Below are 22,490 nucleotides of genomic sequence, written 5' to 3' on the forward strand. Positions count from 1 at the left end.
GGAACTAATCCGTATCGGCTAGGACAGATCATGGAGCTGGACACCGACCAGCCGGCGCGCGCGCGGCGCCCGGCGCGTCTCGATCGATCCCTGGACGCCGCCATCCTCGATGCGGCGCTGGCGGGGGTGGCCGAACAGGGTTACGACCGGTTGAGCATGGACGACATCGCGTCCCGTGCCGGTGTCGGTAAGGCCGCGATATACCGTCGCTGGTCGTCGAAGGCTGAGGTGGTGGCCGAGGCGATCGCGCATTGGAGACGACGACTGGGGCCCGTCGAGCCACCCGATACCGGCAGCCTCCGCGGCGACATCGAGGCAGTGGTTGCAACCATGCCCGAGCTGGATACCGCTAATTCCAGCACAATTCAGGTGGTTGTCGGGGTGGCGACGGCAGCGATGCACGATCCCGTTCTGGCGGCTGCCTTGGACGACCTTGTGCTGTCCCCTCCGCGGCATGCGGTCCGGACGCTGCTCGACCGTGCGGTGGCCCGCAGGGAGATCCCGGCGGGCCGCGATCTGAGTTTGATACCCGATGTGGCCCTGGGCCTCAACGTCCTGCGGGTGATCACAGGGCGGCCCATCGACCGGGTCTATGTCCGGCGCGTGTTCGAGGATGTGATCTTGCCGCTTGCCGGCGCACCGCCGCCGTAACAGTTGCGTGTCCCAGCAGAATCTGCAACCCTGGGCTTTAGACGGAACTAGGCAGTTCCGCTTAGAAGGGAGGTGGCCGATGACCGCCAAGCATGTCCCCGTACTGATCGTCGGTGCCGGCGCAGCCGGGCTGGCCACCTCGGCGCTGCTTGCTCAGCACGGAGTCCGGTCACTGCTGGTCGAGAAGCGGAGCGAGGTCTTCATCTACCCGAAAGCCCGCAACTTGAGCTTTCGTAGCCTGGAGATCCTGCGCGGGCTGGGGCTCGGCGATGAGGTACACGCCGTCGCCGAGCATGTCACAGACTTGGTGACCAAGCCGACGCTGAACAGCGGCGAGGAACGTCGGTCCATGGACCTTGACGCGATCTTCGCCGGTTTGGACCATCTGAGCCCCGAGCCGACCGTGCAGTACTGCCCGCAGAGCCGACTCGAGCCCATCTTGCTGGCCGACAGCCGCCGGCATGGCAACGAAGTGCGCTACGGCGCGGAATTGTCGTCGTTCGAGCAGGACGACGCCGGCGTCACGGCGATCCTTCGTGATCTGGAGTCAGGGAAGTCCCAAACGGTGCGCACCGAGTATCTCGTCGCGGCCGACGGTGTGCATAGCCGAATCCGTGAGTCATTGGGCGTTACCACATCGGGGTATGGCGCCCTGCCGATCTTTGTTGTATTCATCTACTTTCGTGCGCCTTGGCGACAGTTCGTCCCGCATCTTGGCGATGGCGATGCCGTGCAAGTCCAAAATTCCGACGTGGACGGGATATTCCTAGTGGCCCAGGGCGACTTGGGCGTCTTCATCACCACCTACTTCCCGGACAAAGGTGAGACGGCGGCGCAGTTCACGTCGGAACGGTGCGCACAGGTTCTCACCAAGGCGATCGGCGAACAGATCGACTTGGAGATCGTCGACGTCGCCGCATGGCAACCGTACGAGCGGGTGGCCAATCAATTCCAATGTGGCCGAACTTTTTTCGTCGGCGACGCCGCACACACCATGCCGCCGTTCAAGGCCGGGGGAGCGAACGCCGCGATACAGAGCGCACACAACCTGGCCTGGAAGCTAGCCGCGGTCTTGAACGGCACCGCCGGCGCGGGGCTGCTGGCCAGCTACGACGCCGAGCGGCGTCCAGTCGGCCGGTTCTCCGCACGCCAGTCGCTGAGTGGACCGACGCTCAGCTTGCTCCGGTTGGATGACAACAGGCCGCAATTGCCGCCCGACGAAGAGGCGCCGATGTTCGCGTTGCTCATCGGCTACCAATACCGTTCGGCCGCTGTGGTTTCCGACAGTCCGGCACCAGCGGATCCCAGCGCCGTGTCACTAGTAGACGAGCTGCGCGGGCAACCCGGCACCCGGGTCCCGCACGCCTGGGTGCATCAGGCGGGTCGATGTGTCTCCACCCTCGACCTAGTGGGACCCCGATTCACATTGTTCACCGAGGATGACAGTGCCGCATGGTCCGATGCCGCAGGCCGTGTGTCGAAAGCCATGGGTGTCTCGATCGACGTGCACAGCATCGGAACAGCCTTCGCGGGCCTAGCCTCCGACGGAGCGCTGTTGGTCCGCCCCGACGATTTCATCGGCTGGCGCACAGACGAACTCCCGGCTGATCCGGAAAAGCAATTGCACCAAGTGCTTTCGGCGATCCTCTGTCGCGGCTGAGATCAGCGCTGCGCCAGAATCAGATCCCGCACCGCCGAGCGGGTATGCGGCTGCCACAAGCCCTGCAACGGCACCAGTACCGGGCCCTCGATGTCGACAACGGTGACGGCCCCGTCGATTGCCGGGCCGGGGGGAGAGGTGACAAACGCGACGGCGTTGTCGGTCAAGGGTGCAACTTCGGGCGGGCAGCCTTGAACTCGGCTGACCCGATAGTGTGGTTCGAAACCGGCCCGGCGACACACGTTGACCAGGAAATCGCTGTAATACGACGTCCCGGGTGGTGCCCACAGCACGAAGGTCTCGTCGGCCAATTCGGCGACCGGGATGCGGCTCCGACCCGCCAGCATGTGGTCGCTGCGGACGGCGATGCGCAGCGTGTCATATCGCGCGACAGTGCTGGCCAGCCGCTCGCGGGGGACCACGCCGCGGCGCAGGCCGAGGTTCACGCTGCCCTCGCGAACCCCGGTCACCAGCCGGTCGGGGAAGAGCTGCACCACGGTGAACGACGTGCTCGGCAGCGCACCAATCGCGGGTGCGAGGAGCGCGTACACCTCGCCGCTGCTGATGGCGGGAGAGTGCCCCACGACGAACTCGTCTGGCTGGGCGCCTGCCGCGGCCTGGGTGTGCCGGGTGATCGTCCTCGCTGCTGCGAGCAGCGTGCGCCCCTCGTCGAGCAGCGTTTGCCCGGCCGGGGTCAGTGAGATCCGCCGGCCGGACCGCACCAACAGCGCCGCGCCGATCTCCTTTTCCAGCTGTTGCACCGAGCTACTGAGCGCCTGCTGGGAAAGGTGCAGGCGCTCAGCCGCTCTCGTGAACCCGGAGGCCTCTACCACCGCCACGAAATGGCTGAGGCGGCGTAGGTCGGGAACGGCGGTGTCCGGCATCCGACGAGCCTAGCTACAAGTGCTACTTGTGGAAAGCTCGTCAAACGCTGTTTCTCATTTGTGCATGTGGGTCTTAGATTCGTGAGCATGAGCAATCTGACAGGAAAATCCGCAGTAGTGGCGGCCGGGGCCAAGAATCTCGGCGGGTTGATCTCGACCACGTTGGCGGAGAGGGGTGTCAACGTCGCAGTGCACTACAACAGCGCGTCGTCCGAGCCGGATGCCGACAAGACGGTGGCCGCCGTGCAAGACACCGGGGTGAAGGCGATCAAGGTGCAGGGCGATCTCACCGAACCGGCCAACGTGGCCAGGCTGTTCGACGCGGCGGTGGACGCCTTCGGCGGGGTTGACATCGCGATCAACACCGTCGGAAAGGTGTTGCGTAAGCCCATCATCGAGACCACCGAGGCCGAGTACGACTCGATGTTCGACATCAACACCAAGGCGGCGTACTTCTTCTTACAGCAGGCGGGGAAGCAGTTGAACGACGGCGGCTCGGTGATCACCATTGTGACGGCACTGCTGGCCGCGTTCACCGACGGCTACTCCACCTATGCCGGCGCCAAGAGCCCCGTCGAGCATTTCACCCGCGCCGCAGCGAAAGAGTTTGCGCCGTGTGGCATTTCGGTGAACAACGTAGCGCCCGGGCCGATGGATACGCCATTCTTCTACCCGGAAGAGACGCCGGAACGGGTGGAGTTTCACAAGTCGCAGGCGATGGGCAATCGGCTGACCCGCATCGAGGACATCGCCCCGCTGGTGGTGTTCCTGACCGACGAGGGCAACTGGATCACCGGTCAGACCATCTTCGCCAACGGCGGCTACACGACTCGCTGACTGGTCGCGCTTACAGCGGGATGTTCTTGTGCCGGCCGCGGCGCGCGGGCGCCTCGGCCAGCGCCTGGGTCAGCTTGCTGCGAGTGTGCGCCGGGTCGATTTTCTCGTCGACGACGCCGATGTCGATGGCGCTGTCCACGCCGCCGGCGATCCGCTCGTGCTCGGCGGCCAGCTCGTCGTGCAGCGCCTCACGCTCGTGATCGGGCGCCGCCGCCAACTTCTTCTTGTGCAGAATCCCAACGGCCGCCTTGGCGCCCATCACCGCCACCTCGGCGTCCGGCCAAGCAAAAACCTTGGTGGCGTTGAGCGAACGCGAGTTCATCGCGATGTAGGCCCCGCCGTAGATCTTGCGGGTGATCAGCGTGACCCGCGGAACGGTGGCCTCGCCGAATGCATGCAGCAGCTTGGCGCCGCGTCGCACCACACCGCCCCACTCCTGGTCAACACCTGGCAAGTAACCCGGCACGTCGACGATCACCACGAGCGGAATGCCGAACGCGTCGCACAACCGCACGAAACGCGCTGCCTTCTCGGCGCTTTCGGAGTTCAGGCAGCCACCCAGGCGCAACGGGTTGTTGGCCAGCACACCGACCGTACGGCCCGACAACCGGCCCAGGCCAACGACCATCGACGGCGCCCACTTGGCCTGGAACTCGTCGAACGGCGCATCGTCATCGAGCAGCGCGGTGACGATCGGGTGCACGTCATAGGCGCGTCGCGGCGAATCGGGCAGCAGCGCATGTAAGTCACTGTCGTGGGCCTCGGCCTTGGTGCGGTCGAAATGCCCTTGCTGGCAGAACAATCCGACCAGGCGACGGCCGCGCTCGTAGGCGTCGAGCTCGTCGTCGGCGACGATGTGGCACACCCCGGACTTCTTGTGGTGGGTGTCCGGACCGCCCAGCGACGCCATGTCGACGTCCTCGCCGGTGACGCTGCGGACCACGTCGGGCCCGGTGACGAACACCCGGCTGTCCGGTGCCATCACCACCACATCGGTCAGCGCCGGGCCGTAGGCCGCGCCGCCGGCGGCGAACCCGACCACCACGGAGATCTGCGGGATGTACCCGGAGGCCCGGATCATCGCCTCGAACACCAGCCCCACCGCGTGCAGCGCCCGCACACCTTCGGCCAGCCGAGCGCCGCCGGAGTGCCAGATGCCCACGATCGGGCTCTGCTCCTCGATCGCGGTGTCGTAGGCGTTGACGATGTGGCTGCAGCCCTCGATGCCCATCGCACCACCCATGACGGTGCCATCGGTGCAGAATGCGATCGTTCGTACCCCGTTGACTGTGCCGGCGGCGGCCAGCACCCCGGAGCGGTCACGTTCGTGCAGCAGTTCGACGCTGTTGTCGTCGAAGAATGTGGTCAGCCGCAGCAACGGATCTCGGGGATCGAGTGACTCGCCAATCGCCTCCGGGGCTGTGATCGTCATCGCAGTCTCCTGTCAGTACCGGCCGAATGCCAGGGCGACGTTGTGTCCGCCGAATCCGAACGAGTTGTTGATCGCGTACTTGTAGTCACCCGGTCGCGGTTTGCCGGCCACGACGTCCAAGTCGATCTCGGGATCCAGATTGACCAGGTTCAGCGTTGGCGGCACGATCTGGTCGCGCAGTGACAGCACGGTCAGGATCGACTCCACCGCACCGACCGCGCCGACCGAGTGACCCAGCGCGGACTTCGGTGCATACACCACCGCGTTCCCCCCACCGGGGCCGAGCGCGTTGTTGATCGCCTTGCCCTCGGCCAGGTCACCGACCGAGGTGCCGGTGGCGTGGGCGTTGACGTGGTCGATGTCGGCCGGGGTGAGGTCGGCGAGCTGAATCGCGCGCGTCATCGCATGCCCGGCGCGCTCGCCGTTGGGATCCGGGGCCACCATGTGGAAGCCGTCGGAGGTGATGCTGGCCCCCATCAGCCGCGCCAGGATGTTGGCGCCGCGGGCCTTGGCATGCTCCTCGGTCTCGATGACCAGCAGCGCGCCGGCTTCACCGAACACGAAGCCGTCGCGGTCCTTGTCGAACGGACGGCAGGCGCCCGGCGGGTCGTCGTTGTTGGTCGACATCACGATGCGCATCTGGGCGAACCCGGCGATCGGCACCGCTTCGATCTTGGTCTCGACCCCACCGCAGACCGCAATATCGGCCTCGCCCAGCACAATCTGCTGCCAGGCGCGGGCGATACCCTCCGAGCCGGATGCGCACGCCGACACCGGGGTCATCACCCCGGCCTTGGCCTTGCGCTCCAGCCCGACCGCCGCGGACGCACCGTTGGGCATGTACATCTGCACGGCCAGCGGCGAAACCGCCCTCATGCCGCGGGCCCGCATGTCGTCGTAGCCGAACACCAGCTCTTCGGTGGAACCCATTCCGGTGCCGATGGATACCGCCAACCGGTTGGTGTCGACCTCCGGCGAGCCGGCGTTGTCCCACACCCGACGGCCCAGCACGGTGGCCATCTTCTGCAGATATCCCATCCGGCGGTTCTCGACGCGATTCAGCTGGCTGTCGAATTCCTCGACGAGGTGTCCGCCGATGCGCACCGGCAGATCGAACTCCTCCACGAACGGGTCGTCGAGTTTACGGATCCCACTTTGCCCGTCCAGCAACAACTTCCACGTGGTCTCCGCATCGGATGCAAGTGCAGTCGTCATGGCAATGCCGGTGACGACCACATTGGGGAAACCCTTCCCCGTAGCCAGCTTTGACGTTGTTGACATCCCTTTTACGAACGTTCCTTTCCTACTTAATAACGCCCGAACGCGAGCGCGACGTTGTGCCCGCCGAACCCGAACGAGTTGTTGATGGCGTACTTGTACTCGCCATAACGGGGTTCGCCGGCGACCACGTCGAGATCGATCTCCGGGTCAGGGGTGTGGTAGTTCAGCGTGGGCGGAATGACGCCGTCGCGCAGCGTCAGCACGGTCAGCACCGACTCCAAAGCGCCGACGGCACCGATGGAGTGACCCAGCGCCCCCTTCGGCGCGTAGACCGCGGCCTGCTCGCACCCGGCGACCCGAATGGCGTTGGCCTCGGCCGTGTCGCCGATCGGCGTGGCCGTGGCGTGCGCGTTGATGTGGTCAATGTCCTTGGGCGACAAGCCGGACAACTCCAATGCGCGCGTCATGGCCTTACCGGCACGGACACCGTCCGGCGCCGGCGCCACCATGTGGAAGGCGTCGGAAGTGATGCCGGCACCCAGCAGACGGGCCAGCGGCTTGGCGCCGCGGGCCTTGGCGTGCTCCTCGGTCTCGATGACCATGAGCGCGCCCGCCTCACCGAACACGAAACCGTCGCGGTCCTTGTCGAAGGGACGCGACGCCCCTTCGGGGTCGTCGTTGCGGGTCGACATGGCCCGCATCATCGAGAACGCCGCAATCGGCAACGCCTCAATGCCGCCTTCGACGCCGCCGCACACGGCGATGTCGGCGTCGCCCATGACGATTTGCCGCCAGGCGTGCGCGATGGCCTCCGAACCCGACGAACACGCCGACACGGGGGTCATCACCCCGGCGCGGGCGCCCAGCTGCAGACCAACGGTCGCCGCAGCGCCGTTGGGCATGATCATCTGGACGGCCAGTGGCGACACCTTGCGGGGGCCGCCCTCATTCATCAGGTCGTAGCTTTCGACAATCCGCTCGGCGCCACCCAGACCGGTGCCGATGACGACGGCGAACCGGTCGGGGTCAACCTCGGGGGTCCCTGCGGTCTCCCACAGCTGGCCGCCGAGCAGCTTTGCCATCCGCTGGACATACGACATGCGCCGCAGGTCGAGCCGACCCATGTGGTCGTCGACGGCCTCCTTGAGGTGACCGCCGATCTTGACCGGCAGGTCCCACTTAGTCACGAACTCGTCTTCGAGGACGTGGATGCCGCTCTCGCCGGCCAACAAGCCCTTCCACGTGCTCTCGATGTCCGGCGCGATCGACGTCGTCGCCGTGACGGCGGTTACCACAACGCTGGGGAAACCGCCGTTAGCAGTGGAAGGTTTGGTCACTTGGTGTCGGCTTCCATCCTGGCGCGGACGGCCTCGACCGCCTCCGGGTTCTCCGCCTCGATCTTGGCGCGGATGGCCTGGGCCGCTTCGGGGTTCTCTTCCTCGAGCTTCTGGATGTACTCGACGACGTCACCGACGGTGCGCAGACCGGCGAGGTCCTCGTCGGGGATCTTCACGCCGTACTTGTCCTCGGTCTGCACGGCGATCTCGACCATCGACAGCGAGTCGATGTCCAGGTCGTCGACGAACGACTTCTCCGGAGTGATCTCCGACGGCTCGATACCGGTGACCTCTTCGATGATTTCGGCCAGACCGGCGATGATTTCTTGCTGGGTGACGGGCACGGTGAGCTTCCCTTCGTAATGTGTTGTGCTACTGGATGAAACGTGCGATATGCGGTTGTACTGACGGGGTCTACAACTCCGTTAACCCGTCGAGATCTGCGGGCGACTTGATCGGTATCGTCGGGATCCCGCGAAGTTCACGCTTAGCGATGCCGGTGAGCGCGCCCGCGGGCGGGAACTCGACAGTCGCCGTGACATTGTGCTGACGCATGGTCTCGGTGCACAAATCCCATCGCACCGGGCGGGTCAGCTGCGCGACAAGCTTCTCCATCGCGTCGGTTGCCGACGATACCGGCTTTCCGTCGCGGTTGGAGAGCAGCGTGGCGTTGGGCTCGGCCGGCGTGATCTTGGCCGCGGCGGCCGCATAGCCCTCCAGCGCGGAGGCCATGAACTCGGTGTGGAACGCCCCGGCGGTGGCCAGCGCACGCACCCGCGCCTTGGCGGGCGGGTCTTCGGCGAGCTTGTCCAGCGCGCTCAGGCGGCCGGCGGCGACGATCTGGCCGGCGGCATTGCGGTTGGCGGGCACCAGGTCGAGCTGCTCGAGACGGGCCAGCACCTCAGCCTCTTCACCGCCGAGAACGGCGGACATGCCGGTCGGCTCGGTTGCGCAGGCCTTAGCCATCTCCGTACCGCGGGTGGCGGCCAGCGAAACGGCCTCATCTGCGGAGATGACCCCGGCAATGGCGTAGGCAGCGATCTCGCCGACGGAGTGACCGGCCACGATGAGGTCGGTCCCGCTGAGCAATCCGCGCCGGGTCAGCTCCTGGTGGGCCAGCAGGGTGGCGGCCACCACCAGGGGTTGGGTGACGGCGGTGTCGGTGATCTGCTCGGCGGAGGCGGTGGTACCAAGCTGAGCGAGGTCCAGGCCACTGGCTGTCGACCATGCGGCAATCTGCTCCGTGGCGCCGGGCAACTCCAGCCACGACGACAGCATTCCGGGGGTCTGCGATCCCTGTCCGGGGGCAAGCAACGCAATCACGTGTTTAAGAGAACACTGTGAAGACCCTTTTGCGGGGTGTAACAGATTATGAACCTTGTCTTAGGTTTTTGTGGAAACTCTACAAAACGGCACGCGATGCGACGTGTTCGATATCGCGCCGCAACCTGTCAGACGACGCGGTCGCTGGTAGACGGCGCGACTAGGTCTTTTGCCACCCGCGGCGTGACCGGTGTCACAGTGTTATCCGCCACGTTGGCGTGCTGGGCCTGGTATGCAAGGTGGCCCACTGTGGCCGCCACCCGTAGGACGTAGGCGTCTCGCGGCTGAGTCGGATCGCGGCCGGTGAAATCGGCGATGCGGCGAAGGCGGTAGCGCACCGTGTTTGGATGAACGAACAACTTGCGGGCGCACGCTTCGATCGCGCCGCCACAATCGAGGTAGGCGTCCAGCGTCTCGGTGAGGGTGGGCCCGGCGTCCGCCAGCGGCCGCATCACGTCGGTGTGCAGCGCGGCGATGGCCGACGCGTCGCCCATCAGGGCGCGTTCAGGCAGCAGCTCGCGCGCCAGCACCGGCCGCGGCGCTCCGCTCCAGCCGGCGACGGCGTTCATCCCGGAGATGGCCTCGCTGGCGCTGTGGTAGGCCGCGGTCAGCATCGGCGCGGTCGGCCCGATCACGACCGGGCCGTCGGAGAATGCCTCCAGCAGTTCACCAAGGACCTTGTCGGTCGGCGCCAAGTGGCCGGACACGATGGCCACCAGCCAGGTGCCGTGCACGTCGGTCAGCGCGGCACGGTTGTGGCGCGCGGCGATGTCCCGCACGTCCTGGCTGGCTTTCCGGCTGGCCTCCTCGCCGTCCCGGGCAGTCCGGTCGGGCGCCGGAGTGCCCACCACCACCGTCGCCGGGGCGGTGGTGTCCCAGTTCAGCGCGGCCGCCCTGGACAACAGCTCCGGACCGGTGTCGCCGCGCACCACCGCGTCCACCACGCTGGCTTCCATTCGGCTATCCCAGGTGCCGCGCGCTTCGGCCGCGTCGGCGTAGGCCGTGGCGGCGGTGAAGGCCAGGTCGCGACTGTATTTGAGGATCCCGACGGTCAACGCGGTCAGCTGCTCGTCGTCGCGCGCCAGCATGGGCACCACTTCTTCGAAGAACTCCATCGTGGCGCGGACCATGTCCACCGAGTGGCGCAACGCGATCCGTCGGGTCATTTCTTGCGGCACCAACTCGAACGCGCGCGCGGTGTAGCTGACGTTGCTGCGCGGGTCTTGCATCCACTCGACGAAGTTCACGACGGCGGTTTGGACCACCAGCGCCACGCTGGCGCGCTGCGACGCCTCCAGTTCTGCGAAGAACGGCAGACGGTCCTGCATGGCGGTGACAGCCTGGGTGGCCAGCCGGCCCGAGTACTGTTTCAGCCGCCGCAGCAGCGATTCGGGAACCTTGTCGAGCAGCTCGAGCGTCGACCGGGGTAGCGGGAACTCATTGTCGACCATCTCTAAAAGCTACCCGGTTTTTCTGGCAGATTCCGCCAAGTGAGGCTGGTTACGCCCCAGGACCGGGGTCCGAGGTCTGCGCCGGTGCGGCCTGCACGTCGTCGATCTTGTACTGCCGCGCCGCGGCGACCGGCACGGACGGGTCGATGGCGCCGTCACGTGCCAGCGCCTCCAGCACCGCCACGACCTGCGATTCTGCGTCGGTGTTGAAGTAGCGGCGGGCGGCGGGACGGGTATCGGAAAAGCCGAACCCGTCAGTGCCCAGCGTGACGTAGGTGCCCGGGACCCAGGGCCGGATCTGCTCTGGAACCGCGCGCATCCAGTCCGACACGGCGATGACGGGACCTGGGCTGTCGGACAGGGCTTGGGTCACGTAGGCCGCCCCTGCGGGGCGGTCAGGGTGGCGCAGCCTTTCCTTCTCAATCGCAATGCCGTCGCGGTTCAGCTCGCTCCAACTGGTGACCGACCACACATCGGCGGCGACATCCCATTCCGCTGCCAGCATCTCGGCGGCGGCCAGGGCCGAGGGCATTGCCACCCCGGAGGCAAGGATCTGGGCGGTGTTGGCACGACCGTCGGTGGCCGCCCGGTAGCGGTAGATGCCTCGCAGCAGGCCTTCGGGATCGAAATTCTCCGGCTCCGGCGGCTGCACATACGGTTCGTTGTAGACGGTGATGTAGAAGAAGACGTTCTCCGGATTCTCGCCGAACATCCGGGCCAGCCCGCTTTCGACGATGTAGGCGATCTCGTAGGCGAACGCCGGGTCATAGGACACCACCGCTGGATTGGTGGCGGCCAGCAGCAATGAGTGGCCGTCGGCGTGTTGCAGGCCCTCGCCGGTCAGCGTTGTGCGCCCGGCGGTGGCACCGAGCAGGAACCCGCGGGCCATCTGGTCGCCGGCCGCCCACAAGCTGTCGCCGGTTCGTTGGAACCCGAACATCGAATAGAAGATGTAGATCGGGATCGTCGGCTCGTTGTGGGTGGCATACGAGGTGCCGGCCGCGGTGAAGCAGGCCACCGAGCCGGCTTCGTTGATGCCCTCGTGCAGTATCTGCCCGGCTTCACTTTCCTTGTACGCCAACATCAGATCGGCGTCGACTGAGGTGTAGAGCTGGCCGTTCGGGTTGTAGATCTTCAGCGACGGGAACCAGGAGTCCATCCCGAACGTCCGCGCCTCGTCGGGAATGATCGGCACGATCCGAGGGCCGATTTCTTTGTCCCGCAACACTTCTTTGAAGGTGCGCACGGTCGCCATGGTGGTCGCGACCTCCTGGTGGCCCGATCCCTTCTTCAACGATGCGTAGGTGTCGCGGCCCGGCAGTGTCAGCGCCTTGGACTTGGTTCGGCGCTCCGGGACGAAGCCGCCGAGTGTGCGGCGTCTGTCGAGCAGGTAGCGGATCTCCGGGGCGTCGGGGCCCGGGTGGTAATACGGTGGCAGGTAAGGGTTTTCCTCCAACTGCGCGTCGGAAATGGCAATCCGCTGGGTGTCCCGGAACTCCTTGAGGTCTTCCAGCGTCAGCTTTTTCATCTGGTGGGTCGCATTGCGGCCCTCGAAGTGCTTACCGAGTGCATAGCCCTTGATGGTTTTTGCCAGGATCACGGTCGGCTGGCCCTTGTGCTCCATCGCCGCACGGTAAGCGGCGTAGACCTTGCGGTAGTCGTGACCGCCGCGCTTGAGGTTCCAAATCTCTTGATCCGTCAGGTTCTCCACCAGTGCTTTGGTGCGCGGATCGCGGCCGAAGAAGTGGTCGCGCACGTAGCCGCCGTCGTTGGCCTTGTAGGTCTGGTAGTCGCCATCGGGTGTGACGTTCATCAGGTTGACGAGCGCGCCGTCCCGGTCGGCCTGCAGCAAGGCATCCCATTCGCGTCCCCAGATCACCTTGATGACGTTCCACCCGGCGCCCCGGAAGAACGACTCCAGTTCCTGAATGATCTTGCCGTTGCCGCGCACCGGGCCGTCGAGGCGCTGCAGGTTGCAGTTGATGACGAAGGTCAGGTTGTCCAGGCCCTCTAGCGCGCCGACGTGCAACAGTCCCCGGCTTTCGGGCTCATCCATTTCGCCGTCGCCCAGAAAGCACCACACATGCTGGTCGGAGGTGTCCTTGATGCCCCGGTCGCGCAGATAGTGGTTGAACCGGGCCTGGTAGATGGCGTTCATCGGGCCCAACCCCATCGAGACGGTGGGGAATTCCCAAAAGTCGGGCATCAGCCGCGGGTGCGGGTAGGACGGGAGCCCGCCACCGGGATGACTGTGCTCCTGGCGGAAGCCGTCGAGCTGTTCGGCCGTGAGCCGGCCTTCGAGGAAGGCCCGCGCATAGATGCCGGGGGAGGCGTGGCCCTGGATGAATACCTGGTCACCGCCGCCGGGATGGGACTTGCCGCGGAAGAAATGGTTGAACCCGACCTCATAGAGCGCCGCCGACGAGGCATACGTCGAAATGTGGCCGCCCACATTCACGCCCGGGCGCTGCGCGCGGTGCACCATGACGGCCGCGTTCCACCGGATCCATGCCCGGTAGCGGCGCTCAACGTCCTCGTCGCCGGGGAACCACGGCTCGAGTTCGGTGGGGATGGTGTTGACGTAGTCCGTCGACGTCAGCGCGGGGATGGCCACCCGCTGTTCGCCCGCGCGTTCCAGCAGCCGCAACATCAGGTAACGCGCCCGCGAGGACCCCGAGCGCTCCAGCAGCTCGTCGAAGGATTCCAGCCACTCGGAGGTCTCCTCCGGGTCGATGTCGGGCAGGTAGGACGCCACGCCTTCCCGGATCACCCGCACTCGATCGGGTTCGCTTGGGCCGGTTGAGTTTTTCGCCAGATCGTGGCGTACGAACTCGGTAGTCAACTCGCTACTCCTCTGCTATATACCCCCTATCGTGCCGCATGCGAGGCCCCGCCGCGTAGTGCCGGTCTGAACCGGTAACGTCACGGACTGTGCTGATCGGATGGCGTTCCACACGGCGACTGCGAATAGCCGCACGGGTCGTCGGCTGCCTTGCGATGGTTGCGATGGCCGTCCTCGGCTGTACCAGCATCACGCAGGGGACGCCGACCGCTGACACCGCGATAGCCCCGGCCTACCGGGCGTCGGTGTCTGCCTCGATCTCGGCGTCGTCAGCGACGTCAAGCATCCGGGAGTCGCAGCGCCAGGTGTCACTGACCGCGCAGGCCGTGGTCCGCGCGTGTGAGTCCTTTGCCAGCAGCAGCAAGGACGCAATCGACAGGGTGAATGAGTTTGTCGCGGCGTACAACCAGGGCCGCGATACCGGGCCCAGCGAAGGCCCGGCCATCGACGCGCTGAACCACAGCGCCGACGTCGTCGGCCGCAATAGCGGTAACCCGCTGTCGCAGGAGCTGCGCGAGGCCCTCAATGCCTACGGCGACGCGGCCCGCGACGTGGCGAATGCGATAAGCACCCACGCGGGCTCGGGAGAGTTCAACCGGCGCGTCAATCAGCTCAACGACACCAAGAGCAAAGCGGTGAAACTCTGCCTGGCCTCCTAGTGAGTTGCCGGATGTGCAACGCTGCCTGCTGTGCGACGATAAGGGCCATCGCACGGCAGGTTTGAAACCGACAGGAGGTCCCACGGTGGTGGCGGCGGATGACGCCCCGAGCTACGCCCGCAAGTTGGGCATCCAACGAGGGCAGGTTGTCCAGGAGTGGGGTTGGGACGAGGACACCGACGACGATATCCGCGCCGACGTGGAGGACGCCTGCGGTGGTGAGTTGCTCGACGAAGACACCGACGAGGTCGTCGACGTCGTATTGCTGTGGTGGCGTGATGGCGACGGCGACCTGGTCGACACCTTGATGGACGCGATCACGCCGCTGGCCGATGACGGTGTGATCTGGGTGCTGACGCCCAAGACCGGCCGGCCCGGTCACGTGCTGCCTGCCGAGATCGCGGAGTCGGCGCCCACCGCCGGACTGATGCCGACGTCGTCGGTGAATCTTGGTGACTGGAGCGCCAGCAGGTTGGTGCAGCCGAAGTCGCGGGCCGGGCGCCGCTGATGTTGGGTGTGGGCGACGCCGCTCCCGACTTCACCCTGCGCGACCAGAACCAGCAACCGGTCACCCTCAGCGACTACCGGACTGGTAAGGACGCCAAAAACGTACTGCTGGTGTTCTTTCCGCTGGCTTTCACCGGTATCTGCGAGGGCGAGCTCGGTCAGCTTCGCGATCACTTGCCCGACTTCGAGAACGACGACAGCGCGGTGCTGACCATCTCCGTCGGGCCGCCTCCCACGCACAAGGTGTGGGCCCTCGAAAGCGGTTTCTTGTTCCCGGTGCTCTCCGACTTCTGGCCTCATGGCGCGGTAAGTCAGGCCTACGGGGTGTTCAACGATGACACCGGCTTCTCCAACCGCGGCACGTTCGTGGTGGACCGGTCTGGGACGATTCGGTTCGCCGAGATGAAACAGCCCGGTGAAGCCCGCGATCAGCGACTCTGGACCGATGCGCTGGCGGCGTTACGGGCCTGACTTCTGCACCGCTCGCCGCGGGCTTCCCACGTTTTGGCCGCGGCGCGTGCGGGCGGGTAGCGTGTCGCCGCACGGGCGCGTAGCTCAGTGGTAGAGCTCTGGTTTTACACACCAGCGGTCGGCGGTTCGATCCCGTCCGCGCCCACCAGTGTTAGGGGCTAACGCAGCGTGGTTGACCGTGGCGCCACGTCTTGATCTGCGGCGTACTTCGCGAAGGCCCTGCAAGCCTCGTTGACCAGCTCGTTAGTCAGGCTGCCGTCGCGTACAGCACGCACAACGTCACCGACCGCCTGCACCACGGCGAGATCAAAAGTCAAGCATGCCGGCGACAAATGGCCCTCAAGCAGCGCGTGGTTGAGAACGGCCTTGAAGCAGTCCAAAAGTTCCTCGTAGGACGGCGGTCCCGCCGTTTCTTGCATGGTGCATACAACGCTTGTCCTATTGCGGCATCAGCGCAATAGCAAGGTGCCCTGTACGCCACGCCACAATCACACGGCGTATTCCCAAATGTTCGTATGGTTCAACTCATGGTGATGGACACACACCATCGTCTTGCCCTGCCCATCCGTCGTAGGCGGCGCCCCCAACGGACACTGATCTCCCGGCGCCGGCGACAACGGCGCAAACACCAATGTCGCAGCAATCAATGCGGATATCATCGTCGCCCTCCTTTCGCTAGCCGCTACCCATAACACGACCCCAACCACCAGCAGAGTTCAAAGGAGACGGCTACCGTGGTCGCGGCGTGCGGATACACGGTCGTTAGGCCCATATCGTCGGCCCCCTCGACGTCGCGCGCCACGCTCGCGAGGCCTGGTGCCACCGCCCCCGGCTTGGAGGACGCGGCGGATTGGCGATTAACGAACTACGGGCGGTGTCGGCGGGGACAGCCATAAAGTAGGGCGAGCCATGTCCAGATCAGCGACCGCCTCGGTGCCTTCTTTGTCCGTCGACCGAGCGGCGTCGGACGAGCGAAAGGCGCGCCTAGAGGCATACCTGTCGGCCAAGGTCTGGAACCTTTGGCGAGGGGTTCATCTGCGCGTCGGCGTCCGTGTGTCGATCGTCTGCCGAACAGCGCGGAGCCGCCTTCTACGAGGCTCAGAGCCACATGGTCGGCCCGTGCTATGACCTGACCGCTGACGGCAAGCCCTATCGCGTCGTGGTTCTGCCGATGGAAACGGGCGAACCCAAGCAACACCGGACGCTCGACCAGCGCACTAAGGACGTGCTCGATTCCGCCAAACTGACGTTCCGCAACCCTCGGCATCCTCCAGCCAACCCTTGTCATATCGCAGGGTGGGGGGCGACCTCGAAAAGTCGCTCCGCGCGAACCTGGGTGTGACCGAGTGGAAAACGCCTCACATCGCGACGTGCGAGCTTGACGGCAACCGGTTCGTCTGGGTGTCGCTGTGGCATCCGTCGCGGGGCAACTGGCACTCACTCAAGTGCAGCTACTTGCACAGCACTGTCGTTCCGGCCATCAAGCAGGGACGGGCGTTGGCGCTCGGCGGCTGAGTTCGGCTCGAACGCTTGAACGAGCCGACCGCCGCTGGCCGAAAATGGGCCAAGACAAGGGAATAGCGCGCCGAGACAAGGCGAGACGATGATTCACGAAATCTGTTGTGCAACAGGAGATATTGGGTAACAAGACGACACGGGACGACACGCCCTAGACATGCCGATATAGATTTACACATCAGCGGTCGGCGGTTCGATCCCGTCCGCGCCCACCGTTACAAACTGCCCGGCGTACCGGGCGGCGGCGGTTGGTTCATCACCCAATTGCAGGGCACCCACATCCGATATGCGATCCATGCACATTGCTGCTCGGGCGTGAGCCCAGGCGGTCCGGGCGCTGGTGCCGGAGCCGGCGGTGGTTCCGGGTCGGCCGTGGCAGGCCCGGCGCCGACGAGCGCGCCGGTGGCGGCTGCGGCGGCGAATGCCGAGAGCGCAAACAAGCGTCGTGAGCGACGACTCATGGTGGCATCACCTCCGATGCGGGGTCTCGTCGTCCTCCCTCGATTGCAGAGATGGTAAGGACGATCGCCGACACCCGGGCGGGTTTAATCACTAAAGACGGCCGGCGGTGAAAGTCGCAGCCTGAGCGGGCATCCCGGAATGCTGATAGGAAAGGTGTGCCGCGGAGAACATCTCGTCATGGGATGGCGGTGCCAGAGGCCCCGGGGAGCAAATCGGATCACCGGGCGCGCACAGATCAATGGCCTTGGCCCCGTACCACGGGCTGACCGTGCTTACCGGCGCCCCCAGGTATCTGTCCGATGGATTCCCGAAGAGGGCGAGCGCAGCAACATGATCGGCCTGGTCCGCCGATAGGGTCGCAGGGACAAAGCCCGCGATCGGGAATTGGGCGATCGTGATCTGATCGATCACCAGCGCGCCTTGGGAATATCCACCGAGCACGATTTTGGTTTGGGGGCAATTCGCGATCATGGACTGGACGTGAGCGCTCGCATCACTGGTGCCTGCGTTAACGGACGGCACGAAATCCTCCGTGGCGGGGTAGTTGACCGGATAGACGCCGACCGACTTGCCGCCGACTTGTGAGCGCAGCGAATCGACAAACTCCTGTCCGACCCCGCCAACGCCGGGTGGCTCGGTGGTAGCGCGAGCAAACGTCACCTCGACATCGGGGCAGGCGGCAGCGGACGCGGGAGCTGCGTTGAGCGGCGCGCTCAGCAGCGCCACCGAGGTGGTCACCGCCATGGCAGCCAGAAAATGCGCGATTCGCCGCGCGTGCACCCCTTAATGCTCACATATCCAGGCGGGACGGTCATCCCGGCGGCGCGAAGAACTCGAGCGCAATGCCGTCCGGGTCGCGGAAACTCAACCCCGAGCCGTAGGGCGCGTCCACGATCCCACCGTGGTGCACGCCGAGCTCGTTGAGTCGGGTTATCCACTTCTCCAGCTCGGCGCGGGTGGCGCAGCCGAACCCGACATGATCCAGGCCCACCCGGAACTCGCTGAATCGCTCATCGGGCGCCGAACGCTCGTGCTGGTGGATGCCGAACAACGTGCCGCCGTCGAGCATCCAGACCAGATGCCGAAATCCGGCGTCGGTGTGCTCGTCGAGTACCGGGTCGGCGCCGATCAGCGTGCGGTACCACGGTCCGCTGACCTTCATGTCCCGCACTGTTATCGCGACATGGTTGAGTGCCGGGAAAGCCATCGATCTGCTCCCTTCTGAAGGATTCGACCGCCGGCCTGGCGCCCGAAATGTGATCTACTTCGCAACCGCGGGTTGATGAGGCGAGTAACACATTTACCGGCGCCGAGACTTCCGGTAACGATAGTTAGTATGACTTCGCAATTGACTCCCGAACGTTCGACTGCGCTTCCGCAAAAGAAGGATGAGACCCGCGAGCGCGTCTTTCTACAGCCCTGGTTTTGGGCGGCGCTGCTGTGCATCGTCGCGTTGGCGGTGTTCGCCGTAGTCGGGTAGCCGTCACACGATCCGTTTGCCACGGCGCGCACGGGATCGCATGTCCCACAAGTAAAGTCGGTAACCGAGAATCCACGCCTGGTGGGGGATCAGCCGATCGGCTAGCCGCAGCGCGGCCAGTAGCCACTCGAAGCGGCGTTGCTGGGATTCGGACCAGTCCAGCTGCATCATTGCCCGGAACTCGGGCGCGAGAAAGCCCGTCGTCGCGAAGAGGTTGAACGGTCCGACCAGTGCGCTCAGCGGCCGCGGCAGGAACGCCACCGTCGCCACCCCCCGAAGGTGCTCGCGCACCGGAGGGTCGATGCGCAGGTCGTCGAGCGAGCGCTTCCAGTACTCGTCGAACGCCACCCTGTCCGGCGGCCACATGTCGTCGCGCACCTGCAGCGTGGTGCCCAGCCGCTTGGCGTCCCGATACACCGCGTCGGCGGAGGCGTCGTCGAGGGGGCCGTGCAAGAACTCGTGCTGGTCGACGAAATAGCGGTACAGGCAGGCGGCCACCCACAGCTGGAGCCGGGGATCGAGGGCGTTGTAGGATACCGGGCTCGACGACGTCGAGCGCACCTGGCGATGCGCGGTGTCGACGGCGGCGCGGATCAGCTCGCGGTCTTCCTGCGTCCCGATCGTCGCGACGGCCAAGTAGGTGCCGGTGGTCCGGGCCCGTTTGAACGGGTGCTTGTAGACGTTGCCGCTGTCGACCGGACTTTCCAGCACGCCGTATCCGACACCCGGCAACGACAACTGCATGATCACGTTGGCGGCGGGTAGCAATACCGCGGCGGGGTTAAGCAGGTCGGCGAGCCGGGTGGCGGATCGCTTCATGCAATCGAGTGAACCATGTGTGAGACGCTGCCGAGGTGTTTGGGACGATGCGGCTCGTCGGGGTGCTTGCCGGCTATCTGGCCGACCTTGTGCTCGGCGACCCGCAGCGTGCTCATCCGGTAGCAGGATTCGGTGCTGCGGCTTCGGCGTTGGAGCGGTTCAGCTACCGCGATTCCCGGGTCGCCGGCGCGCTTCATTCGGGTCTCCTAGTCGGCGCGGCAATCCTGTTGGGCGCGGTACTGCAGCGGTTCACCGGGCGGCTTTGCGCGGTGGCCGCGGCGACCTGGATGTCGTTGGGTGGGACATCGTTGGCGCGCACCGGGCTGGCGATGTCTGAGCTGCTCGACCGCGATGACGTCGAGGCCGCCCGCCGATTGTTGCCATCGCTGTGCGGCCGCGACCCTGAGCAGCTCGACGCTGCGGGACTGACTCGCGCGGCATTGGAATCGGTCGCCGAGAACACCTCCGACGCACATGTGGCGCCGCTGCTGTGGGCTGCGGTGGGCGGTGCGCCCGCGGTGCTGGGGTACCGCGCTGTCAACACGTTGGATTCGATGATCGGTCACCGTTCACCGCGCTATCACCGATTCGGTTGGGCTGCCGCACGTTTGGATGATGCGGTCAACTATGCCGCGGCGCGGGTGACCGCTGCGCTGGTGGTGGTGTGTGCGCCGGTCGTCGGCGGATCGCCGTCGGATGCGTTGCGCGTCTGGCGCCGGGACGCCGGGCGGCATCCCAGCCCCAATGCCGGCGTCGTCGAGGCGGCATTCGCCGGGGCGCTGGGCGTGCGGTTGGGCGGACCCACTGCGTACCGCTATGAACTGCAGATACGGCCCGCCCTCGGCGACGGGCCGGCGCCGACGGTGGCCGACTTGCGCCGTGCGGTGCGGCTATCCCGGGTTGTGCAGGCCGCCGCCGGCGTGCTCGTTATCGGCGTCGGCCGTAGCGGTCGCTCAGTTTCTCGTCGACGGTCTGCGGCGCACCGGTGTCGGCGGGTTTGACCTTTTCCGCACGGCGGGCCCGGATCTCGGAGTACACGAAGTAGCCAAGCAGGATCGGCGCGGCGATGCCGAAGGTGATCCATTGGATGCCATACGACAGAAACGGTCCCGCATCCAGGTGGGGCACCCCGATGACGCCGAGCCCGCCGGGTTGATTGTCGACCAGTTGTAGATACGACCCGGCCAACGGCACCCCGGTCAGCCTGGCGATCTGGTCGATGTCGATCGAATACACCTGCCGCACACCGTCGCTGGTGAACGGCTCCTTGCCCGCCACCGGCTGCTCCGAATCGCGTAGCCGCGCAGTGATGGAGACCGTGCCGCTGGGCGGCCGGGGGATGGGCGGGACCCGCAAACCCTGCTCGGGCCGCACGTATCCCCGGTCGACCAGGACCGTCGGTCCGCCATCGACGGCGAACGGCACCAGCACCTCGAACGCCGGCTCCCCACCGGCCACCCGCAACCGCGCCAGCAGCTGTTTGTCGGCCAGGTAGTGCCCCGTCGCGGTAACCCTCCGCCACTGCGCGTCAGGCGCCGACGAATCCTGCTGGGGCAACAGGGTTCTCAGCGGAACGGGGTCGGTCGTCAGAGCTTGCTCGATCTGTTTGTTCTCTCGCGAGGTCTTGGTGTTCTTGCCCAGCTGCCAGGGTGCGAGCACGCTGAAACACAAGTAGGTGAACGCGATAACCACCACGGCCAGCGCCAGCCAGCCCGGCCGCAGCAGGAACGCCAACCGGCGCATCAGCGTTGCCCGTTCTCCGCGAGCCGCTCGTCGACCCAGTCGTGCAGGCCCGGCAACGCGGCCTCGATGGCGGTGAACACCGCCTCGAAATCGTCGTGGTCGCCGTAATAGGGGTCGTCGACGTCGAGAGCATAGGCGCCGGAGCGGGGGTCGAAGGAACGCAGCATCCGAATGCGGTCGGCGTCAACTCCCAGTTGGCGAAGGAGCCAGACATGGTTGCGGGCCAGCGCCACCACCAGGTCGGCTTCCAGGTGGTCGATGTCGACCTGCGCGGCCGAGTGGTCGGTGGGGTAGCCGTGCGCGCGCAGCACCCGGTTGGCCCGTTCGTCGGCGGTCTTCCCGATGTGCCACCCGGCGGTTCCCGCGCTGGTCACTCGGACCACGTCGTGCAGTCCGCGTTGGCTGATCTGATGGGCGAACATCTTCTCGGCCATCGGCGACCGGCAGATGTTGCCGGTGCACACGAAGGTGATGTGCAGCCTGGGGTCAGACACCTAGCGCCCTCCGCAGCTCCGCGACCGTGGCGACATGCTTGAAGCCGTTATGTCCGGCGAAGTCGTCGCGGCCGTAGCCCCAACCGACCACCACGGCGTCGATGCCGTGCGCGGCCGCTCCCTCGACGTCGTGGACGCGGTCGCCGACCATGAGCACGCGCTCCGGCAGGGGCTGCAGCTGTGCCAACGCGTGGGCCAGCACGTCGGTCTTGCTGCTGCGGGCGCCGTCGACGCTGGCGCCGGCCACCACTTCGAAATAGTCGTCGACACCGAAATGGGCCAGGATGCGCCGTGCGGTCGGCTCGGCCTTGGAGGTGGCCACGGCCAGCCGGACGCCCGCCGCCCGCAGGTCGGCCAGCAACGGCTCGATTCCCTCGAAGAGGCTGTTCATGGCCCAACCGCGGGTGCTGTAGTCGGCGCGGTAGGCCGCGATCGCGGCCTCGGTGTGCTCGCCGAGCCCCATCGCGGCCAGCGTGTGGTGCATCGGTGGGCCGACGATCCGGCCGGCCAGGTCGCCCTCGGGGACGGCGGCACCCACCTGGCTGAGCGCGTGGCGAAAGCTGGACACAATGCCGTGCGCGGAATCGGTCAGGGTGCCGTCGAGGTCGAAAATGACCAACTGCGGGGGACCGGCCGTGATCGTGACTGTCACGCTCACATTGTCTCCGACGCGCCGACCTGCTCTGCCGGCGAGGCCGT

24 protein-coding genes and 1 tRNA gene are annotated in these 22,490 nt (G+C 66.0%); 9 read left to right on the plus strand and 16 right to left on the minus strand.

Annotated features, from left to right (window positions below):
- Positions 1-30: 30 nt before the first annotated feature.
- Together AWC06_RS20115 and AWC06_RS20120 are read left to right on the plus strand one after the other, a co-directional pair.
- Positions 31-651, plus strand: coding sequence for a TetR/AcrR family transcriptional regulator (locus AWC06_RS20115; RefSeq protein WP_085199738.1), 621 nt, complete (start codon positions 31-33; stop codon positions 649-651).
- A 79-nt stretch (positions 652-730) separates the two neighbouring features.
- Positions 731-2,311 (plus strand): FAD-dependent monooxygenase, encoded by a 1,581-nt coding sequence (locus tag AWC06_RS20120; protein ID WP_085199739.1) that lies wholly within the window; start codon positions 731-733, stop codon positions 2,309-2,311.
- Between the two features lie 2 nt (positions 2,312-2,313).
- On the opposite strand, the gene AWC06_RS20125 is transcribed toward AWC06_RS20120, so the two are convergent.
- Positions 2,314-3,195 carry a LysR family transcriptional regulator gene (locus AWC06_RS20125; RefSeq protein ID WP_085199740.1) on the minus strand — a complete coding sequence of 294 codons (882 nt, stop codon included), beginning with the start codon at positions 3,193-3,195 and terminating at the stop codon, positions 2,314-2,316.
- Positions 3,196-3,282: 87 nt separating this feature from the next.
- Between AWC06_RS20125 and AWC06_RS20130 the strand changes: the two genes are divergently transcribed.
- Positions 3,283-4,032, plus strand: coding sequence for an SDR family oxidoreductase (locus AWC06_RS20130; protein WP_085199741.1), 750 nt, complete (start codon positions 3,283-3,285; stop codon positions 4,030-4,032).
- A 10-nt stretch (positions 4,033-4,042) separates the two neighbouring features.
- Here the strand turns inward: AWC06_RS20130 and AWC06_RS20135 are convergent, their stop codons facing one another.
- The 7 genes from AWC06_RS20135 to aceE form a co-directional block, all read right to left on the minus strand.
- On the minus strand, positions 4,043-5,464 hold the full coding sequence (locus AWC06_RS20135; RefSeq protein WP_085199742.1) for an acyl-CoA carboxylase subunit beta: 1,422 nt from the start codon (positions 5,462-5,464) through the stop codon (positions 4,043-4,045).
- Positions 5,465-5,476: 12 nt separating this feature from the next.
- Complete coding sequence (gene kasB / locus AWC06_RS20140) at positions 5,477-6,745, minus strand: 3-oxoacyl-ACP synthase KasB (protein ID WP_085199743.1); 1,269 nt, start codon at positions 6,743-6,745, stop codon at positions 5,477-5,479.
- 26 nt (positions 6,746-6,771) lie between these two features.
- On the minus strand, positions 6,772-8,022 hold the full coding sequence (gene kasA / locus AWC06_RS20145) for a 3-oxoacyl-ACP synthase KasA (RefSeq protein WP_085199744.1): 1,251 nt from the start codon (positions 8,020-8,022) through the stop codon (positions 6,772-6,774).
- On the minus strand, positions 8,019-8,366 hold the full coding sequence (gene acpM / locus AWC06_RS20150) for a meromycolate extension acyl carrier protein AcpM (protein ID WP_085199745.1): 348 nt from the start codon (positions 8,364-8,366) through the stop codon (positions 8,019-8,021). Before acpM ends, kasA begins: the two co-directional genes overlap by 4 nt.
- 70 nt (positions 8,367-8,436) lie before the next feature.
- Entirely contained in the window at positions 8,437-9,345 is a 909-nt protein-coding gene (locus AWC06_RS20155) for an ACP S-malonyltransferase (RefSeq protein ID WP_085199746.1), read from the minus strand.
- A gap of 128 nt (positions 9,346-9,473) precedes the next feature.
- Positions 9,474-10,796 carry a PucR family transcriptional regulator gene (locus AWC06_RS20160; protein WP_085199747.1) on the minus strand — a complete coding sequence of 441 codons (1,323 nt, stop codon included), beginning with the start codon at positions 10,794-10,796 and terminating at the stop codon, positions 9,474-9,476.
- A gap of 49 nt (positions 10,797-10,845) precedes the next feature.
- On the minus strand, positions 10,846-13,638 hold the full coding sequence (gene aceE, locus AWC06_RS20165; protein ID WP_085199748.1) for a pyruvate dehydrogenase (acetyl-transferring), homodimeric type: 2,793 nt from the start codon (positions 13,636-13,638) through the stop codon (positions 10,846-10,848).
- A gap of 89 nt (positions 13,639-13,727) precedes the next feature.
- Between aceE and AWC06_RS20170 the strand changes: the two genes are divergently transcribed.
- The 4 genes from AWC06_RS20170 to AWC06_RS20185 all read left to right on the plus strand — a co-directional run bounded on the left by AWC06_RS20170 (position 13,728) and on the right by AWC06_RS20185 (position 15,423).
- Positions 13,728-14,297, plus strand: coding sequence for a hypothetical protein (locus AWC06_RS20170; protein WP_139820147.1), 570 nt, complete (start codon positions 13,728-13,730; stop codon positions 14,295-14,297).
- An 85-nt stretch (positions 14,298-14,382) separates the two neighbouring features.
- Positions 14,383-14,805 (plus strand): DUF3052 domain-containing protein, encoded by a 423-nt coding sequence (locus AWC06_RS20175; RefSeq protein WP_085199750.1) that lies wholly within the window; start codon positions 14,383-14,385, stop codon positions 14,803-14,805.
- On the plus strand, positions 14,805-15,275 hold the full coding sequence (locus tag AWC06_RS20180) for a peroxiredoxin (RefSeq protein ID WP_085199751.1): 471 nt from the start codon (positions 14,805-14,807) through the stop codon (positions 15,273-15,275). Before AWC06_RS20175 ends, AWC06_RS20180 begins: the two co-directional genes overlap by 1 nt.
- 73 nt (positions 15,276-15,348) lie before the next feature.
- Positions 15,349-15,423: transfer RNA gene (locus AWC06_RS20185), tRNA-Val, on the plus strand.
- A 10-nt stretch (positions 15,424-15,433) separates the two neighbouring features.
- Here the strand turns inward: AWC06_RS20185 and AWC06_RS20190 are convergent.
- From AWC06_RS20190 to AWC06_RS20205, 4 genes are all read right to left on the minus strand, one after another.
- Positions 15,434-15,694, minus strand: coding sequence for a hypothetical protein (locus tag AWC06_RS20190; RefSeq protein ID WP_085199752.1), 261 nt, complete (start codon positions 15,692-15,694; stop codon positions 15,434-15,436).
- Between the two features lie 1,314 nt (positions 15,695-17,008).
- Positions 17,009-17,254 (minus strand): hypothetical protein, encoded by a 246-nt coding sequence (locus AWC06_RS23150; protein ID WP_139820148.1) that lies wholly within the window; start codon positions 17,252-17,254, stop codon positions 17,009-17,011.
- Positions 17,255-17,345: 91 nt separating this feature from the next.
- On the minus strand, positions 17,346-17,999 hold the full coding sequence (locus tag AWC06_RS20200) for a cutinase family protein (protein ID WP_085200075.1): 654 nt from the start codon (positions 17,997-17,999) through the stop codon (positions 17,346-17,348).
- Between the two features lie 67 nt (positions 18,000-18,066).
- Positions 18,067-18,462, minus strand: coding sequence for a VOC family protein (locus AWC06_RS20205; RefSeq protein WP_085199754.1), 396 nt, complete (start codon positions 18,460-18,462; stop codon positions 18,067-18,069).
- A 129-nt stretch (positions 18,463-18,591) separates the two neighbouring features.
- Between AWC06_RS20205 and AWC06_RS23355 the strand changes: the two genes are divergently transcribed.
- Complete coding sequence (locus tag AWC06_RS23355) at positions 18,592-18,735, plus strand: hypothetical protein (RefSeq protein ID WP_169715387.1); 144 nt, start codon at positions 18,592-18,594, stop codon at positions 18,733-18,735.
- A 3-nt stretch (positions 18,736-18,738) separates the two neighbouring features.
- Here the strand turns inward: AWC06_RS23355 and AWC06_RS20210 are convergent, their stop codons facing one another.
- Positions 18,739-19,554 (minus strand): oxygenase MpaB family protein, encoded by an 816-nt coding sequence (locus AWC06_RS20210; RefSeq protein WP_085199755.1) that lies wholly within the window; start codon positions 19,552-19,554, stop codon positions 18,739-18,741.
- Positions 19,555-19,601: 47 nt separating this feature from the next.
- On the opposite strand from AWC06_RS20210, the gene AWC06_RS20215 reads away from it, so the two are divergent.
- On the plus strand, positions 19,602-20,555 hold the full coding sequence (locus AWC06_RS20215) for a cobalamin biosynthesis protein (RefSeq protein WP_085200076.1): 954 nt from the start codon (positions 19,602-19,604) through the stop codon (positions 20,553-20,555).
- Here the strand turns inward: AWC06_RS20215 and AWC06_RS20220 are convergent.
- From AWC06_RS20220 to AWC06_RS20230, 3 genes are read right to left on the minus strand one after another with little or no spacing between them, the layout of a single operon-like run.
- Positions 20,482-21,297 (minus strand): SURF1 family cytochrome oxidase biogenesis protein, encoded by an 816-nt coding sequence (locus tag AWC06_RS20220; RefSeq protein ID WP_085199756.1) that lies wholly within the window; start codon positions 21,295-21,297, stop codon positions 20,482-20,484. The genes AWC06_RS20215 and AWC06_RS20220 overlap by 74 nt on opposite strands.
- Positions 21,297-21,791: a low molecular weight protein-tyrosine-phosphatase gene (locus tag AWC06_RS20225; RefSeq protein ID WP_085199757.1), complete on the minus strand. Its 495-nt coding sequence runs from the start codon at positions 21,789-21,791 to the stop codon at positions 21,297-21,299. Before AWC06_RS20225 ends, AWC06_RS20220 begins: the two co-directional genes overlap by 1 nt.
- Positions 21,784-22,443 carry an HAD-IA family hydrolase gene (locus AWC06_RS20230; protein ID WP_085199758.1) on the minus strand — a complete coding sequence of 220 codons (660 nt, stop codon included), beginning with the start codon at positions 22,441-22,443 and terminating at the stop codon, positions 21,784-21,786. The genes AWC06_RS20225 and AWC06_RS20230 overlap by 8 nt, the downstream gene beginning before the upstream one ends.
- Between the last annotated feature and the right edge of the window lie 47 nt (positions 22,444-22,490).

Origin of the sequence: Mycobacterium fragae (assembly GCF_002102185.1) — a bacterium.
Lineage (GTDB): Bacteria > Actinomycetota > Actinomycetes > Mycobacteriales > Mycobacteriaceae > Mycobacterium > Mycobacterium fragae.